Annotated in this window: 16 protein-coding genes, 1 tRNA gene and 1 pseudogene; 6 read left to right on the top strand and 12 right to left on the bottom strand. The window is 63.8% G+C overall.

Translation table 11 applies throughout. The features are described from left to right. On the bottom strand, nucleotides 1-659 hold a 659-nt coding region (locus AC07Z7_RS11190; RefSeq protein WP_494766274.1), incomplete at its 3' end, for a 2-oxoglutarate dehydrogenase E1 subunit family protein. Nucleotides 660-902: 243 nt separating this feature from the next. Here AC07Z7_RS11190 and AC07Z7_RS11195 point away from each other — a divergent pair. The 4 genes and pseudogenes from AC07Z7_RS11195 (at nucleotide 903) to AC07Z7_RS11210 (ending at nucleotide 3,779) form a co-directional block, all read left to right on the top strand. Continuing rightward, on the top strand, nucleotides 903-1,967 hold the full coding sequence (locus AC07Z7_RS11195; RefSeq protein WP_094291032.1) for an AI-2E family transporter: 1,065 nt from the start codon (nucleotides 903-905) through the stop codon (nucleotides 1,965-1,967). 108 nt (nucleotides 1,968-2,075) lie between these two features. Beyond that, a pseudogene (locus AC07Z7_RS11200) lies at nucleotides 2,076-2,390 on the top strand (transposase); the annotation flags it as partial. Between the two features lie 255 nt (nucleotides 2,391-2,645). Further along, complete coding sequence (locus AC07Z7_RS11205) at nucleotides 2,646-3,269, top strand: hypothetical protein (RefSeq protein ID WP_133066306.1); 624 nt, start codon at nucleotides 2,646-2,648, stop codon at nucleotides 3,267-3,269. 246 nt (nucleotides 3,270-3,515) lie between these two features. Further along, the gene (locus AC07Z7_RS11210) at nucleotides 3,516-3,779 is read left to right on the top strand and encodes a hypothetical protein (RefSeq protein ID WP_494766275.1); all 264 of its coding nucleotides are present in this window, start codon (nucleotides 3,516-3,518) and stop codon (nucleotides 3,777-3,779) included. A 682-nt stretch (nucleotides 3,780-4,461) separates the two neighbouring features. Here the strand turns inward: AC07Z7_RS11210 and AC07Z7_RS11215 are convergent. The 5 genes from AC07Z7_RS11215 to tolB all read right to left on the bottom strand — a co-directional run bounded on the left by AC07Z7_RS11215 (nucleotide 4,462) and on the right by tolB (nucleotide 8,107). Continuing rightward, nucleotides 4,462-4,537: transfer RNA gene (locus AC07Z7_RS11215), tRNA-Lys, on the bottom strand. 48 nt (nucleotides 4,538-4,585) lie between these two features. After that, nucleotides 4,586-5,410 carry a tRNA threonylcarbamoyladenosine dehydratase gene (locus AC07Z7_RS11220; RefSeq protein WP_494766276.1) on the bottom strand — a complete coding sequence of 275 codons (825 nt, stop codon included), beginning with the start codon at nucleotides 5,408-5,410 and terminating at the stop codon, nucleotides 4,586-4,588. Then, nucleotides 5,410-6,201: a tol-pal system protein YbgF gene (ybgF, locus tag AC07Z7_RS11225; protein WP_094291024.1), complete on the bottom strand. Its 792-nt coding sequence runs from the start codon at nucleotides 6,199-6,201 to the stop codon at nucleotides 5,410-5,412. Before ybgF ends, AC07Z7_RS11220 begins: the two co-directional genes overlap by 1 nt. Beyond that, entirely contained in the window at nucleotides 6,201-6,743 is a 543-nt protein-coding gene (pal, locus tag AC07Z7_RS11230) for a peptidoglycan-associated lipoprotein Pal (protein WP_063460469.1), read from the bottom strand. The genes ybgF and pal overlap by 1 nt, the downstream gene beginning before the upstream one ends. A 44-nt stretch (nucleotides 6,744-6,787) precedes the next feature. Further along, on the bottom strand, nucleotides 6,788-8,107 hold the full coding sequence (gene tolB, locus AC07Z7_RS11235) for a Tol-Pal system beta propeller repeat protein TolB (RefSeq protein WP_094291023.1): 1,320 nt from the start codon (nucleotides 8,105-8,107) through the stop codon (nucleotides 6,788-6,790). A gap of 184 nt (nucleotides 8,108-8,291) precedes the next feature. On the opposite strand from tolB, the gene msbA reads away from it, so the two are divergent. Then, on the top strand, nucleotides 8,292-10,094 hold the full coding sequence (gene msbA, locus AC07Z7_RS11240; protein ID WP_494766277.1) for a lipid A export permease/ATP-binding protein MsbA: 1,803 nt from the start codon (nucleotides 8,292-8,294) through the stop codon (nucleotides 10,092-10,094). A 28-nt stretch (nucleotides 10,095-10,122) separates the two neighbouring features. On the opposite strand, the gene AC07Z7_RS11245 is transcribed toward msbA, so the two are convergent. From AC07Z7_RS11245 to mltG, 6 genes are all read right to left on the bottom strand, one after another. Beyond that, a complete protein-coding gene (locus tag AC07Z7_RS11245) occupies nucleotides 10,123-10,797 on the bottom strand; it encodes an ankyrin repeat domain-containing protein (RefSeq protein WP_094291021.1) in 675 nt (224 codons plus the stop codon). Continuing rightward, nucleotides 10,794-11,600, bottom strand: coding sequence for a TatD family hydrolase (locus AC07Z7_RS11250; RefSeq protein ID WP_494766278.1), 807 nt, complete (start codon nucleotides 11,598-11,600; stop codon nucleotides 10,794-10,796). The genes AC07Z7_RS11245 and AC07Z7_RS11250 overlap by 4 nt, the downstream gene beginning before the upstream one ends. A 63-nt stretch (nucleotides 11,601-11,663) precedes the next feature. Continuing rightward, the gene (locus tag AC07Z7_RS11255; RefSeq protein ID WP_015013859.1) at nucleotides 11,664-12,023 is read right to left on the bottom strand and encodes a PilZ domain-containing protein; all 360 of its coding nucleotides are present in this window, start codon (nucleotides 12,021-12,023) and stop codon (nucleotides 11,664-11,666) included. A gap of 15 nt (nucleotides 12,024-12,038) precedes the next feature. Continuing rightward, the gene (locus AC07Z7_RS11260) at nucleotides 12,039-13,046 is read right to left on the bottom strand and encodes a DNA polymerase III delta subunit-related protein (RefSeq protein WP_494766279.1); all 1,008 of its coding nucleotides are present in this window, start codon (nucleotides 13,044-13,046) and stop codon (nucleotides 12,039-12,041) included. Beyond that, the gene (gene tmk / locus AC07Z7_RS11265; RefSeq protein ID WP_494766280.1) at nucleotides 13,043-13,720 is read right to left on the bottom strand and encodes a dTMP kinase; all 678 of its coding nucleotides are present in this window, start codon (nucleotides 13,718-13,720) and stop codon (nucleotides 13,043-13,045) included. The genes AC07Z7_RS11260 and tmk overlap by 4 nt, the downstream gene beginning before the upstream one ends. 24 nt (nucleotides 13,721-13,744) lie before the next feature. Then, nucleotides 13,745-14,731 (bottom strand): endolytic transglycosylase MltG, encoded by a 987-nt coding sequence (mltG, locus tag AC07Z7_RS11270; protein WP_420807460.1) that lies wholly within the window; start codon nucleotides 14,729-14,731, stop codon nucleotides 13,745-13,747. A gap of 45 nt (nucleotides 14,732-14,776) precedes the next feature. Between mltG and ygfZ the strand changes: the two genes are divergently transcribed. Beyond that, nucleotides 14,777-15,685 (top strand): CAF17-like 4Fe-4S cluster assembly/insertion protein YgfZ, encoded by a 909-nt coding sequence (ygfZ, locus tag AC07Z7_RS11275; protein WP_494766281.1) that lies wholly within the window; start codon nucleotides 14,777-14,779, stop codon nucleotides 15,683-15,685. Nucleotides 15,686-15,732: the final 47 nt, after the last annotated feature.

The following is a 15,732-nucleotide window of genomic DNA, read 5'->3' on the forward strand; positions in this document are numbered from 1 at the left end:
GCCGTCAGGCGGTCGAGAATCTGCTTTTTCTTTTCCGCGCCGAAGCTGGGCTTGCTGCGGATGGTTTCGAGTTTTTCCTGCCACCAGCGCTTCTGATTCTGGTCGGTGGCGTACATGTACTCGGCGCCGATGGAGCCGCAGTACGTTTCGCGCAAGGCATTGATCAGCTCGCGCAGCGGCATGGATTCCTTGCCGAAGAACGTGTTGCTGGTGTTGAACACGACTTCCTGGTCGGAATCGCTGAAGCCGTAAAAAGAGGGTTCGAGTTCGGGAATCGCGGGGCGCTCGGTGCGCTTGAGCGGGTCCAGATCGGCCCAGCGTGCGCCCACATTGCGGTAAGCGGCGATCAGCTGCTGAACCGCGGTGCGCTTGCGGCCCAGTTCGGAGTCCGCGCCGGTGGCGACGACAACCTTAGTACCGCCCTGCTTTGCACGCTCGGCAAAGGCATTGATCACCGGCAGGTGGGGAACGTCCTTGGCATTGCTGCCATCCACTGCGGGCACATTTTGCAGTGCATCAAAGTACTCGCGCCAGTTGTCTGGCACGCTACCTGGGTTGGCAAGGTAGTTTTCGTACATCTCTTCGACATAGGGCGCATTGCCGCCGAAGAGGTAAGTGTTGCCTTGGTAGGCTTGATAGACGGATGTCGTATCGCTCATATTCCGCTGACCTCCGCTTTCCTTGGGAAAGCATTAGCTGGTTGAGAAACCTTCCGCGACACGGCTGAACCGATTGGCGGATGCGACTGTGGCTGGGGAAGGGCCTTGGTACGGGCGGTATTGTGCCACCGAACGGGCGATCGCCCAAAGGAAGGGGCATGCGCGCACCCACAACAGCCCGCCGACATATTGACATCTGCGGGCCTCGCGTACATTCCGGGTATCTCATTGCCTCCAAGCGACATGACACCCAATCACCTCCAAGACAAAGCCTTCCTGCTGCTGCTGATCGCCGTGACCATCGCCTTCGGAGCCATCCTCTGGCAGTTTCACGGCGCTGTTTTTTGGGGCGTGATTCTGGCCATCCTGTTTGCCCCGCTGCATCGCAAGCTACTCAAGCGCATGCCCAAGCGCCCCACCCTGGCAGCCCTGTGCACGCTGGGGCTTTGCCTGGTCATCGTCATCCTGCCCATGACCGCCATCACCGTGTCGCTGGTTCAGGAGGCCAGCGTCATCTACGAACGGGTGCGCTCAGGTCAGCTCAATTTCGGGCTCTATCTGCAGCAGGTGATCGCAGCCCTGCCTGCGTGGGCCGCCAATCTTCTGGAGCGACTGAATCTCACCAGCATCGGTGAGTTGCAGCAAAAACTCTCCTCCGTTGCCGTACAAGCCAGCCAGTTCGTCGCAACACAAGCGCTGAGCATTGGTCAGAACACGCTGGAGTTCCTCGTCGGCTTCGGCATCATGCTGTACCTCCTGTTTTTCCTGCTGCGCGATGGCGCCAGCCTGGCCCGCCGGATTGGCCATGCGACCCCACTGGACGATGCCCATAAACGGCAGCTGGTCAGCAAGTTCACCACCGTCATCCGAGCCACCGTCAAAGGCAACATCGTGGTGGCGGCCTCTCAGGGGGCCCTGGGCGGCCTGATCTTCTGGGTGCTGGGCATTCAGGGCCCGGTTCTGTGGGGGGTACTGATGGCCTTCCTGTCACTGCTGCCTGCTGTGGGCGCAGGCCTGATCTGGGTACCGGTGGCCATCTACTTCCTCGCCACCGGGGCCGTGTGGCAGGGTGCGGTGCTGACCGCATTCGGGATCGGCGTGATTGGCCTCGTGGACAACGTCCTGCGCCCCATCCTGGTCGGCAAGGACACCAAGATGCCGGACTACATCGTGCTCATCTCCACACTGGGAGGCATGGGACTTTTCGGCCTCACAGGCTTTGTCATTGGCCCCGTCATCGCTGCGCTGTTCATTGCCAGCTGGGACCTTTTTGCCCCGAACCAAACAGACTCCACGGCCAGTCCGTGACGCGCAACACGCCCCCTCCTACAGGGGCGCCTGCAAAACACACGCCGGAAAAGACAAAGGCCTCCGCGAGAGAGGCCTTTGGAAATGCACACCAGACGCTGCGTAACGCATCGGGTGCGCGTTGTCGATGTGTTTGACCACGAACTGGATCTTCGGTCGCTCGGTTTCGGTGAGATCAATCCAGCGGTCACCGGACGGCCTGCGTACCACCCGGCCGTACTGCTCAAGCTCCACATTTGCGGCTACCTCAACCGTATCCAATCGAGCCGCCGCCTGGAGCGCGAAGCCCAGCGCAATGTCGAGCCGATGTGGCTGACCGGACGCCTTGGGCCGGACTTCAAGATCATTGCGGACTTCCGTCGGAGCAACGGCGCTGGCATCTGCAACGTCTGCAAGCGCTTCATTGCCATGTGCCGACAGTTGGCCGACCAAGCCGCCGCCCAGTTGATCCACCTTGAAGACCCCGCCACCGTATCGGTCGCGAATACTGACAACGTTTGCCACCGCGTGCAAGCGCCGGAGCCTGCCCCCTCCCCAACGCTCCGCCGCAGGCTATAGTCCATCACGCATTCGTTCAGGCGCCTGCGCTTGCCGTCACCAGGGTCCGCCCCCCAAAAACGGCACCCGGATTCACAAAAACGGCACCCAGCCCGACAACCAAATCATTGGACTGCCAAGATGACGAATGTTCTCAGCGAAAAGAAGCGACTTTCACTGGCAGCGCTTTACCACCGGATGCCCATCGAGGAGCTGGAGGACCGAATCGCCAAGGGCATGCTTGCGGCTCCGACCATGGCCATTGCGCAAGAGGTTTTGAACAGCAGGCTCGAACATGTAGACCCAGCTCCCGAGCCAACCAGCTCATCCAACCGTGGCGGGGATCAAGGCTCCGTTGTAGGAACTGCCATGTTGAAGATATTGGCGGCGGGATTGAGCTGGCTGGTGCTGCCTGAACATATGGCTGCGCTGGTGACGATGGTGGCAGTTTGCTGGGTGGTGGCAGGGCTGGGCAAGGCGCTCCCCCGTCTCGGGCTGACCATTGGCATTGTGTTTGCCATAGTGCCTGTGGGTCTCTTGCTCTGGGCATGGCAGACCGGAGCCCTGGTTATGCGGGGCGGAGACTACAAGCCCCTCGGCGCCATGCTGACGTGGCTTGTATTGGTCGTAGCGTTCGGATTATTCTGGTCACTTGCCAGCTTGCTTATCTTCGGCTCTCGCCACAAAGGTTCGTGGAGGCACTTGCATGGCGAACTCGACAACGTGAGCGATGAACAGGCAGACACCGTAAGGGGGCGACGCTGATGGATTGCGTTTCTGCGTAGCTCCGCCACAGAAAACAGCCCGCCCGGCTTCGCGCACGGCGGGCTTTTTCATGTGCAGGCGGCGCATGCATTCGCCGCCGGCGGCCTTACGCGTGGGAAGGGATGAAGATCAGTACATCCCATTTCCCCGTCCCAGCCGGTGTGCGCATGGCCACCCTTGGCAACCTCCACGGCGTGCGCGTCACTGAAATCAATGACGGCCCGGAGGCCACAGCCTCGGACACTGATGCGGCTGTCTTTTCACCTCAACACCCCGGTGCTTGTCACCAAGATTGATACGGCCATCGGTAAAGCGGGAGAGCCGGGCACGCTGGCCGCCTCGCTCAACGCCATCAAGGAACAAACCCGCCCCAAGCCGGTCATCGTGCGGGTGGAAAATAGCGTGAGCGCCGACGATGAAGAGAAGGCGGCCGACCAAGCCGTGAAGGTCATCGGCCCCCCACAGGCAAAAAAAGACCGGACTGCAAGCGCTGCTGTCGGCGCAGGCTGAGCCGGGCGTGAGGCCGCGCATCCTGGGCACCCCGGTCCTGGACCGCCAAGCCGTGACAGATGCCATGGTTGCCGTGGCCCGGAAGCTGCGCGCCATGGTCTACGCTGCCGCGCAGGGCGACACCATCAGTGAAGCCCAGGCCTCCCGCAACTACTTCGGAGCCAGCGAGCTGATGCTGCTGCGGCCCAACTGGAAGGCCCTCAAAACCGGCGCGGGCGTTCTGGAATCGCCCGCCGCAGCCCGTGTACTAGGGTTGCGCACCGCTTCGACACCGAGCAGGGTTGGACCAGGCCGAGCGCGACGTGCGCGAGCTGAGCGGCAGGATTCCTACCGAAATCACCAACATGATGACGGCGGCCGCACGCATGGAGATGCCTACCGACAAGCTCAGGGAATTCACCTTGATAGCATCGGAGCTGGCCACAGCGCTCGACGCGGTGCCCGATGAAAGCCAAACAAACACGCGAATTTGTAGATGTGTCGGTTGGGATAGGGAGCGATGGAGTCACAGAGCAAACTGAGCTTCAAAGAATCGAAGAAGCCCACGCTATCGCAGCAAGTTGACTTACTTTGCGGAACACCGATCATGGTTGCGGAACAAGCGCAATCAACGGAAGCGGCGAATACATCAACTGTGATAGCAAACAAAAAGGCCCTGTATTGCTACAGGGCCTTGAATGGGTGGTAGGACGTACAAGATTCGAACTTGTGACCAACGGATTAAAAGTCCGCTGCTCTACCAACTGAGCTAACGTCCCGACCGATTGCATCAACCCAGACTGATCAGACTGCTGCAAAGCCTCGGATTATAGCGTCTTTTTTGACCCCAACTTGGAAGTTGTCGCAAGTTTGTCGAGCACCCACCCAGCAGCGCACTGCCCGAAGGTGGCCGTGACCGCGACCACCGAGCCATAGCCATGGCAGTTCAAAGTGCCGTCGCCCTGGATGTTGCAGGACGCATCGGGAGGAGCCACAGCTTCACGGCTGAACACGCAGGTCACACCGATCTTCTTGCCCTCGCGCGGTGCGCTGTGGTGCTTGCGCATCTGGTAGCGCAACTGCGCCAACAGAGGGTCATGGGTCGTGTAGGCCAGGTCATCCACATCGACCTTGTGGGCCTGGCGCTTGCCACCGGCAGCGCCGACAGCAATGTGCAGAACACCTGCAGATTGCGCCCATGCTGCGATAGCCACCTTGGCCCGCACCTGGTCACAGGCATCGATGACCGCATCAACTGGGGTCGTCAATAACCCAGGCCAGTTGCCAGGCTCCACAAACTCCTCAATGCAATGAATGGTGCACGCCGGATGGATCTGGGCAATACGGTCCCGCATCGCCAGCACCTTGGCCTGGCCCACCGTATCTGTCAGCGCATGAATCTGGCGGTTGATATTGGACTCGGCGACATGGTCCAGATCGACCAGGGTGATCTGGGCCACGCCGCTGCGCGCCAGCGCCTCTGCGGCCCAGGACCCCACCCCGCCAATGCCGATGACGGCAACATGAGCGCGGCGGATTCTCGCCACGCCTTCCACGCCATACAACCGCGCCAACCCACCAAACCGGCGCTCCAGTGAAGCCTCAGACTCTTGCGGCAAAGGCAACCCCGGCGAAACGATCTCGCCCGGCATTACTTCAAGCGGGACAGACGCTCTTTGGCAGCGACAGCCGCCTCAGATTGTGGGTAGGCGCGAACCAGATCTTCCAGCGTCTTGCGTGCGGTGCGCGTGTCCTTGAGTTCGATCTGGCAGTTGGCAATCGACAAAGCGGCCTCCGGAGCCCGGGCATGGCCGGGCGCGTCCGCCAGCATTTGTTTGAAGTTACCGATGGCATCCTTGTACTCCCGCGTGGCGTACTGGGCGTTGCCAAGCCAGAAGCGCGCTGATGGCACAAAACCGCTGCGCGGATACTGACGCACAAATCCCGCGAATGCCGTGCTGGCCTCGGGGAATTTGCCGGATCGGAAGACCGCAAGTGCGGCCTCGAAATCCCGCTTTTCTGCAGGATCCGCCTGAAACTCCTTGCCATCCACCGCCACCTTGACGGGCTCGAACTGGCGAAGCCGCTCATCCACCCCTTGGGCGATGTCCTTCTGGCGTCGCTGAAGGTCGCCCACGTCGCGCAGCAGCTGCTCGTTTTGGCCATTAAGCTTGGCCTGCTCAGCCCGCAGAGTCTCTATCTGCGTCTGCAGATCCAGAAGGCTGCGGCGCAGCTGGGCATTTTCTTCACCCAGCTTGCGCAGTTCCTCGGCAGAGCGCTGGCTGGACATTTGCAGACCATCCACGCGCTGGCGCATTTCCAGGATGGCCCGGCGTGCCTCGCCATCCTCAAAAATGGCCGCCTGGGCCGAGGGCAGCAAGGCCACCGACAACGCGGCAGCCGCCAAGAGCCGAAGAGGGAACACCACGGCAGCGGTTCGCATCAACGGTAGGACAGTTCAGCACGGCGATTCTTCGCGTGCACATCTTCTGTACCACCCTGGGCTGCGGGCTTCTCCTTGCCAAAGCTCACAGCTTCCACCTGGCTGTCCGGTACGCCCAGCAGGCCCAGCGAACGGCGCACAGCCTCCGCACGCTTCTGGCCCAGTGCCAGGTTGTACTCGCGACCACCACGTTCATCGGTGTGGCCTTCGATCATGACCTTGCGGTTGGGGGTTGCCTTGATGAAACGGGAATGCGCTTCGATCACGGACTGGAACTCGGGCTTGATGACATAGCTGTCGTAGTCGAAGTACACGATGCGCGCCACGCCCACGGGGCCTGCGCCATCGCGGCCGGATTGTCCCAGATCCACACCGGCCACGCCGCTCTGAGACGTATTGCCAGAGTTGGCACCGCTGTTGGCACCGCCCATGGTGGACGTTGCGTTTTTGTCTTCGACGGGAACATCGTCCAGCTTCACGCCAGAGCTGCAGCCGGCGACCAGCGCAACAACGGTAAGGGCAAGGGTAAAACGTTTGATCATCCAAATTTCTCCTGAAGGCTTGATAACTGAAAATGTCGATAAGTTCATTGCTTTTGAAACGGACCCCAGTCGGGTTCGCGCAGATCGCCCGCCTGCCCTGCAAGGCGGGCCTTGATCTTGCCGTCCAGCGTGGTGGTCATCAGTGCCTCACGCCCCTGCTGCTGGGTGGCGTACACGATGAGGCGGCTGTTCGGGGCAAAGCTCGGGTTTTCGTCGGCCATGGTGTCGGTCACGGCATTCACGGTGCCTGTGGACAGGTCCATCACGTGCAGCTTGAAAGCCCCGCCCACGCGGGAGATATAGGCCAGCCAGCGCCCGTCCGGACTCACCGTGGGCGAGATGTTGTAGGTGCCCGTGAAGGTTACGCGCTCGGCGTTTCCGCCCGAGGTACCTACCTTGTAGATCTGGGGGGCGCCACCACGGTCACTAACAAAAAAGATGCTGCGGCCATCGCCCGAGAACACCGGCTCGGTGTCAATGCCGGAGCTCTGCATCAGGCGACGAGGCTCGCCGCCATTCGCGTCGATGGTGTAGAGCTGCGAGCCACCGTCGCGGCTCAGCGTCACCGCGAGCGAACGCCCGTCCGGTGCCCAGGCAGGCGCACTGTTGGAGCCCCGGAAGTTGGCAATCAGGCGGCGACGGCCTGACGCCACGTCGTGCACATAGACCACCGGCTTGCGGGATTCGAAGGACACATAGGCCAGCTGCCCTCCATTGGGCGACCAGGCGGGGGAAATGATGGGCTCCGGGCTCGACAGCGCCGATTGCGCGTTCTCGCCATCGGCATCGGCCACCCACAGGCTGTAACGGGGGCCCGTCTTGGTCACATAGGCGATGCGCGTTGAGAAAACGCCGCGCTCGCCCGTGAGCTTTTCGTAGATGAAATCGGCAATGCGGTGTGCCACCAGGCGCAAGTCGCCCTGGGTCACGACAAAACTCTGCCCTCCCAGGTCCTGCCCCTTGACCACGTCCCACAGCCGAAAGCGCACATCAAAACGCCCGTCGGCCAGCCGCGTCACGCTGCCCGTGGCCAGCGAGTCGGCACTTTTTTGCCGCCACAGCGCTACATCGGGACGGGCGGTTTCGTCCAGTGCCGCGCCCGCAGCGTCGATGGCGCGAAACTGGCCACTGCGCTCCAGATCGGCCTGGATGATGGCCGCAATCTTCTGGGGGGCTTGTGCCTCGCCCCGGAAGGGGGCAATGGCGATGGGCAACTGGGTGAGACCCACGCCCGTCACCTCGACGCGAAACTGCGCCAGGGCCGGAAGGGAGGGGGTTGCAATGAGCGCGGCCAAAAGCTGGCGGCGCAAGGGAAGCGGCGAAGCCGCAAAGGAGAGGTGTTTGGAGATTCGATCTGTGGTCATTGGCATCCAGCAGTGGCCGAACAAATGCCGAAGGGCAACCCTGAATGGTACACACAGCGGTAAACCCCCTGTGACAAACTGTGCCTCCACATGTGCTTCATGTGCACCATATCCGGTTGGGCTGGGTATGCGCCTTGGGCACAGACTGCGGCCCCAAGGAGCACAACCTTAGAATCCGGGCCACATGCATGCCACCGACACGGGCTCTACGCCTGCCCACGCCCCCTCCTCGCCACCCGCCAGCCTGACCACGCGCCTGAAGCGGCTGTCCGTCTATTTCGGCGGCCAGCGGCTGGCCTGGGGCCTGGCGATTGCCGCCACCCTCGTGGGGGCAGTGACCGAACCCCTGATCCCGGCCCTGCTGCAGCCCCTGCTGGACCAAGGCTTCACCCAAGGGAGCCTGGAGCTGTGGATGGTCCCTCTGGCCATTCTGGGTATCTTCTTCGTGCGCGGGCTTGCCCAGTTTGTGGGCCAGTACGCCCTCGCGCGCATCGCCAATGAAGGCATGCTTACCCTGCGCACTTCGTTGTTTGAACGGGTGCTTGCCGCAGAAATGGGCCTGTTCAGCCGCCAATCCGCCAGTGCGCTGTCCAACACTGTGGTCTATGAAGTCCAGACCGGGTCAACACTGCTCGTGCAGGCGCTGATGGGGATTTCGCGCGACGGATTCACGCTGGTCGCACTCTTGTTTTACCTGCTCTACCTGAACTGGCAATTGACGCTGATCGTGGCAGTGGTGGTGCCCGGCGTCGCCTGGATCATGAAGACGCTGTCCAAGCGGCTTTACCACCTCACCAAAAGCAGCCAGCAGGCCACTGACGAACTGGCCTATGTGGTGGAGGAAAACGTGCTGGCTCACCGCATGGTTCGGCTGCACGGTGCCCAGGAGAGCCAGGCCCGGCGCTTTGAGGGCCTCAGCCACAGCCTGCGACGGCTGGCCATCAAATCCACGATTGCGTCTGCAGCCATGACGCCACTGACCCAGCTGCTCGCCGCAGCCGCACTGTCGGTGGTGATCTGCATCGCACTCTGGCAGAGCCGTGGGGCCGTGGATGCCAAGGGTGTCACGGTGGGGGGCTTTGCAGCCTTCATCACGGCCATGCTGATGCTCATCGCCCCCATCCGGCGCCTGGCCGATGTTGCCAGCCCCATCACGCGCGGCGTGGCGGCCCTGGAGCGCGGCCTGGCACTGCTGGGCGAGACCGGCGCCGAAAGTGGCGGCCAGTACCGCACCGATCGGGTCCGGGGCGAGCTGGCGCTGGAACGGGTCACGGTGTCCTTCGGGCCGGACCATGCACCTGCCCTGGACCAGATCAGCCTGAAAGTGGCGCCCGGTGAAATCGTGGCACTTGTTGGCCCGTCCGGTTCAGGCAAGACCACACTCGTCAACCTTCTGCCGCGTTTTATTGCACCCGTAGAGGGCAACATCCTGGTCGATGGTCATCCCGTTCAGGACTGGGACTTGGGGTCGCTGCGCTCGCAGTTTGCAATGGTGAGCCAGGACGTGGTCATGTTCAACGACACCATTGCAGCCAATGTGGCACTGGGAACCACGGTGGACGAACAACGGGTGCGCGACTGCCTGGAAGCCGCGAACCTGGCGGGGCATGTCGCGGGACTGCCCCAGGGCATCCACACCATCGTTGGCCACAACGCCACGCAACTGTCGGGCGGGCAGCGCCAGCGGCTGGCCATTGCACGGGCCCTGTACAAGGATGCCCCCATCCTGATCCTGGACGAAGCAACCTCAGCGCTCGACACCGAATCCGAGAGGCTGGTGCAGGACGCCCTGCAGCGCCTGATGCAGGGCCGCACCACACTGGTCATTGCCCACCGCCTCTCCACCATCGAACACGCCAACCGTGTGGTTGTCATGGAGCGCGGCCGCATTGCCGAACAAGGCACCCACAGCGCACTGATGGCGCAAGGTGGGCTGTATGCCCGCCTGCAGGCGCGTCCAGCCGTCGGCAGCGCCGCGCCAGAGTAGCCCTCGGCGACAGCAGGCTACCTGCTGTTTACCACTTGCCCCGGTTGGGCTGGCGCCGCCGAATGGCGGCAGCAATTTTCTCGGCAGACTCCGTGCGGCTCACACGCAAGGCGAAATCGGCGGCAGTCAAACCCAGCTGGTTCTTGAGCGTAGGGTCTGCGCCCTCGTCCAGCAAAAGCTGCACCGCCTCGATCGAGCCATAGTGCGCGGCCATCATGAGTGGTGTGGTGCCGTTGGGCGAGGTGGCATCGATGTAGGCATGGTTCTCCAGCAGCAGCGAGATGATGACCGCATGCTGCGGCGAGCCCGCCGATGCCGCATAGTGCAGCGGCGCCCAGCCGGTCTTGTTCACATCGGCCTCTCGGGCGATCAGCGCCTTCACCGCATCCACGTTGCCCTTGATCGCGGCGATCATGAGCGGGCTCTCGTCCTGGGCATTGCGGGCTTCCACGTTCACCTGGCGCGAGGCCAACAGTGCTGCAAAGGCCTTGTTGGCACCGTTCTGCAAAGCCAACGTGAGCCCCACCTGCCCCTTGGGGTCGCGCGTGTTGGGGTCAAAACCCCGGCGCAGCAATGCAGCGATCGCATCGCCATCGTCTCGCAGGATGGCTACAAAAAAATCTTCATAAGCACCCGCCCAGGCCCGGGCAGACACCAGGCCCAACGCCACAGCAGCCAAGGCAGAACGTCGTTGCAGGCTCATGCCATCACCCCCGGGAACAAGCGGTCGAAATTGCGGCTGGTGGCCTCCGCCACCACTTCCAGCGCCAGGCCCTTGGTCTCTGCCACCTGCCGGGCCACATGGGGCACATACGACGGATTGTTGGTCTTGCCACGGTAGGGCACCGGGGCCAGGTAGGGGCTGTCGGTCTCGATGAGCATGCGGTCCAGCGGCACAAAGGCCACCACGTCGCGCAGCTCCTGCGCGCTCTTGAAGGTGACGATGCCCGAGAACGAGATGTAGTAGCCCAGATCCAGCGCGGCGCGCGCCACCTGCATGGACTCGGTAAAGCAGTGGAACACGCCGCCCGCCTTGTTGCCCGCACCGTCCTCGCCCTCTTCCCGCAAGATGGCCAGCGTGTCATCCGACGCGCTGCGCGTATGGATGATGAGGGGCTTGCCACAGGCCCGCGCCCCACGGATGTGGGTGCGGAAGCGATCGCGCTGCCACTCCAGGTCGGCAATGCTGCGCCCGCCTTTGCGGTCTTCCATACCGTAGTAGTCGAGTCCGGTTTCGCCAATGGCCACCACACGCGGCAGCGCCGCGCGGTCCAGCAGATCCTGCACGCTGGGCTCCGTCACACCCTCGTTGTCGGGGTGCACGCCCACCGTGCTCCAGAAGTTGTCATGGGCCAGGGCCAGGGCGTGCACGCCCTCGAACTCTTCCATGGTGGTGCAAATGCACAGGGCCCGGGTGACCTGCGCCTCGGCCATGGCCTGGCGGATGGCGGGCAGCTGGCTGACCAGTTCCGGGAAGTTGAGGTGACAGTGCGAATCAGTGAACATGTGATGAAAAACAAAAATGCCGACCAGCCAGCGCGGGTCGGCACAGAGGCAGCGGCGGCGCGGTCAGATGGTCTGGGTAGGACGGTCCGAGCCCAGCGCAGTTCCCAGCAGTTCCTCGATCTTGGCCTTGAGCTGGCGGGATTTTTCGTCCTTGGGGAACTGGATGCCCACGCCCTGGGTGCGATTGCCTGCAGCGCGGGCCGGCGTCACCCAGGCCACGCGGCCTGCCACGGGGTAACGCTGGGTGTCGTCGGGCAAGGTCAGCAGCACATAGACATCGTCGCCCAGCTTGTAGTCGCGCTGGGTGGGTACAAAGATGCCCCCTTCGGCAAAAAAAGGAATGTAGGCGGCATAAAGCGCGGCCTTTTCCTTGATGGCCAGCTGCATGACGCTGGGACGGGGCGCGGTGGATGGACTGCTCATGGGTGGGGGTGCGACTTAGTGTCTGGAGTGTAGGGTGTTTCGCGCCTGGGCGACAAGCGCCTCCAGCATGAGCCCGCCATTGAACGGATGGTCTGCCGTGCGCGCGGCCTTGGACAGCGCGCGCGACCAGCGCGTGAGCGCGCCCAGCGGCGGTGCCTTGGGCAGATCGGCCGGTGCAAAGTAGCGTGGTGCGGCGCCCACGCTGGCAGCCAGCAGGTCGTGGCAGAGCTTTTGCAGCGCGTCGATCACCTGGGCCGGAGCCCAGTCGCCCAGCGCCGTCACATCGCCCCGCGCCACCGCCTGCGGCAAGGCGGACCAGGCCTGCGGGCTGCGGCCCGACTGGGCCAGCGCCAGGGCGTCCTCGGGCCGCCCGCCTGCCGCACGCAGAAACGACGCTGCAGCATCCCTGGCCACGCTCTGGGCCTGCAACCAGGCCAAGCTGTCGGCCTCCACAGGCCAGACCATGGTGTGGCCCAGGCAGCGGCTGCGAATGGTGGGCAGCAGCTGGTGCGCAGCCTCGCTGGCCAGCACAAAACGCACGTCGCCCGGCGGTTCTTCCAGTGTCTTGAGCAACGCGTTGGCCGTGACATGGTTCATCTGCTCGGCCGGGTAGACCAGCACGGCCTTGCCTTTGCCACGCGCCGAGGTGCGCTGCGAAAACTCCACCGCATCGCGCATGGCTTCCACGCGGATCTCTCGGCTGGGCTTGCGCTTTTTGTCGTCGATGTCTGCCTGCGCCTTTTCCGACAGGGGCCAGCCCAGCGCCATCATCTGAATCTCGGGCATCAGCACGCACAGGTCGGCATGGGTGCGCACGTCAATGGCATGGCAGCTGCCGCACTGGCCGCAGGCACCCTGCGTGGTTGGCGCATCGCACAACCATGCGCGGACCAACTCCAGCCCCAGGGCGTACTGCCCCAGGCCCGACGGCCCCTGCAGCAGCCATGCATGGCCGCGCTGGGCCAGCAGGCTGGTGCGCTGCGCGGCGATCCAGGGCGCCAATGGCACGGCGGACTCGCTCATTGCGGCCCTCCCTGCGTGGCCACCATGATGGCCAGCCAGCCCTTGCGCACAAACACGCTGGTGAGCTGTTGCCACACACGGTGGCGCTCCTGCGCTGCATCCAGGCGTGCAAAACGCTGCGGTGCGGCAGCTGCGCGGTCTGCATAGCCCTGGGCCACGCGGCGGAAGAACTCGACCGGCTGGGCCTCGAAGCGGTCGGGCACACGCGCGCCGGCCAACCGCTCGGCCGCCACCTCAGGCGCCAGGTCAAACCACACCGTCAGGTCGGGTTCACGCATCAAACGGGCATCAGGCGCCAGTCCTGTCTGTGCCAGGCGCTCCAAAATTGATAGCACACTCAAATCGAAGCCCCGCCCTGCGCCCTGGTAGGCAAAGGTGGCGTCGGTGAACCGGTCGCACAGCACCACGTCGCCCCGGGCCAAAGCGGGCTCGATCACATTGCGCAGGTGATCGCGACGGGCGGCAAAGATCAGCAGGGACTCGGTGAGCGCATCCATGGGGTCGTTCAGGACCATCTCGCGCAGCTTTTCGGCCAGCGGTGTGCCGCCCGGCTCGCGGCTCACGGTAACCGTGCGGCCCTGGGTGCGGAACGCCGCGGCCAGGCCCTCGATGTGCGAGGACTTGCCTGCACCGTCGATGCCTTCAAACGTAATGAACAGACCGGGTCGTGACATGGGCGCCTTGGTTCAAGAAACTGTTTACTGCTGCCCGCGCTGGTAGCGGTTGACGGCGCGGTTGTGCTCCTCGAGCGAGGCGCTGAAGTGGCTGCTGCCATCGCCCTTGGCCACAAAGTACAGCGCGCGCGTGGCCTCAGGCTGCACGGCGGCCAGCAAAGCCGCCTTGCCAGGCATGGCGATGGGCGTGGGCGGCAGGCCGGGGCGGGTGTAGGTGTTCCAGGGGGTGTCGGTCTGCAGGTCGCGCTTGCGCAGGTTGCCGTCAAACTTCTCGCCCAGGCCATAAATCACCGTGGGATCGGTCTGCAGCAGCATGCCCACGCGCAGGCGGTTGACGAACACGCCCGCAATCTGGCCCCGGTCGCTGGCCTTACCGGTTTCTTTTTCAACGATGCTGGCCAGGATCAGTGCTTCGTCCGCCGATTTGAGCGGCGTGTCGGTCGCGCGCTGCGCCCAGGCGGCTTCGAGGCGCCGGTCCATGGCATGCATCGCCCGGCGCAGCAAGGCGATGTCGCTGGAGCCTTTGGCGTAGGTGTAGGTGTCCGGGAAGAAGCGCCCCTCGGGCGCCACGCCGGGGCGGCCCAGCTGGGCCATCAGCGCTTCGTCGGTCAGGGTTGCGGAGTCGCGCTTGAGTTGCTCTTCCTTGGCCAGCGCCTGGCGCACTTGGCGCCAGTTCCAGCCTTCGACCAGGGTGAGTGCGCGCAAGGCCTCTTCGCCCCGGGCGAGCTTTTGCAGCAGGCTGATGGGCGTGGTGCCGGGCGGGATTTCGTAGTTGCCAGCCTTGATGGCGCGGTCTTGCCCCGAGACGCGGAACCAGGCGTAGAGCAGGCGAGCATCCGTTTTCACTCCCGCCGCCACCACATCGCGGGCCACGCCGCGCGGCGTGGTACCGGGCTCGATGGCCAATTCCAGCGGCTCGGGCCCCAGGTCCAGCGGCTGGTGCAGCCACCAGTAAGCGGCACCGCCCAGTGCGATCCCCACCAACACGATCAAAGCCAGTAAACGTCGCACAACCCTGCTACCAATATGTATGAATCAGGGCATCATAATTCAGCGATGACCTACCCCTTGAATGGCATAGCCCCCCTGTCCCACCTCGGCGTGATTCGCGTGGAAGGCGAAGACGCCGCCAAGTTTCTGCACGGCCAGCTCACCCAGGATTTCGCCCTGCTCGGCATGGACCAGGCCCGCCTCGCGGCCTTCTTGTCGGCCAAGGGCCGCATGCAGGCCAGCTTCATCGGCTTCAAGCGCAGCGCCACCGAGGTGCTGCTGGTCTGCAGCCGCGACCTGCTGCCGCCCACGCTCAAGCGCCTGTCGATGTTTGTGCTGCGCGCCAAAGCCAAGCTCACCGACGCCACCAACGACTTTGCCCTGTACGGCCTGGCCGGAGACGCTGTTCCGGGCGGCAACCAGCCCGCCTGGACCAAGGCCGACACCGGCAACGCGTCGGTGGTCCATCTCTACCCCGCCAACGGCCAGCCCCGCGCGCTGCGGGTGGCCCCGGCAGCAGACCCCGCCCCCACAGGCCCCGCGCTGGACGAGGCGCTGTGGCGCTGGAGCGAAGTAAAAAGCGGCGTGGCCACGCTGACCACGCCCTTGGTCGAGGCCTTTGTGCCCCAGATGCTCAACTACGAATCCGTGGGCGGCGTGAACTTCAAGAAGGGCTGCTACCCCGGCCAGGAAGTGGTGGCGCGCAGCCAGTTTCGCGGCACGCTCAAGCGCCGCGCCTACATCGCCCACGCGGCGGCCGAGGTGGCCGTGGGTGCCGAGGTGTTCAACACAGCAGACCTGGAGCAGCCCTGCGGCACGGTCGTGCAGGTGGCACCCGCACCGAGCGGAGGTTTCGACACCATCGTGTCGCTGCAGATCAGCGCAGCGCAAGAAGGCAACTTGCAGGTAGGTGCGGCGGGCGGCGTGGCGCTGTCGTTGGGTCCCCTGCCCTACCCTCTGCTCGAAGATATTTGAACAAAAATGGGCTCTTGCGCGCGTCTATCAAGCGCAGGAAGCTCACT

The sequence above is a fragment of the Acidovorax sp. GW101-11A03 genome (genome assembly GCF_059424825.1).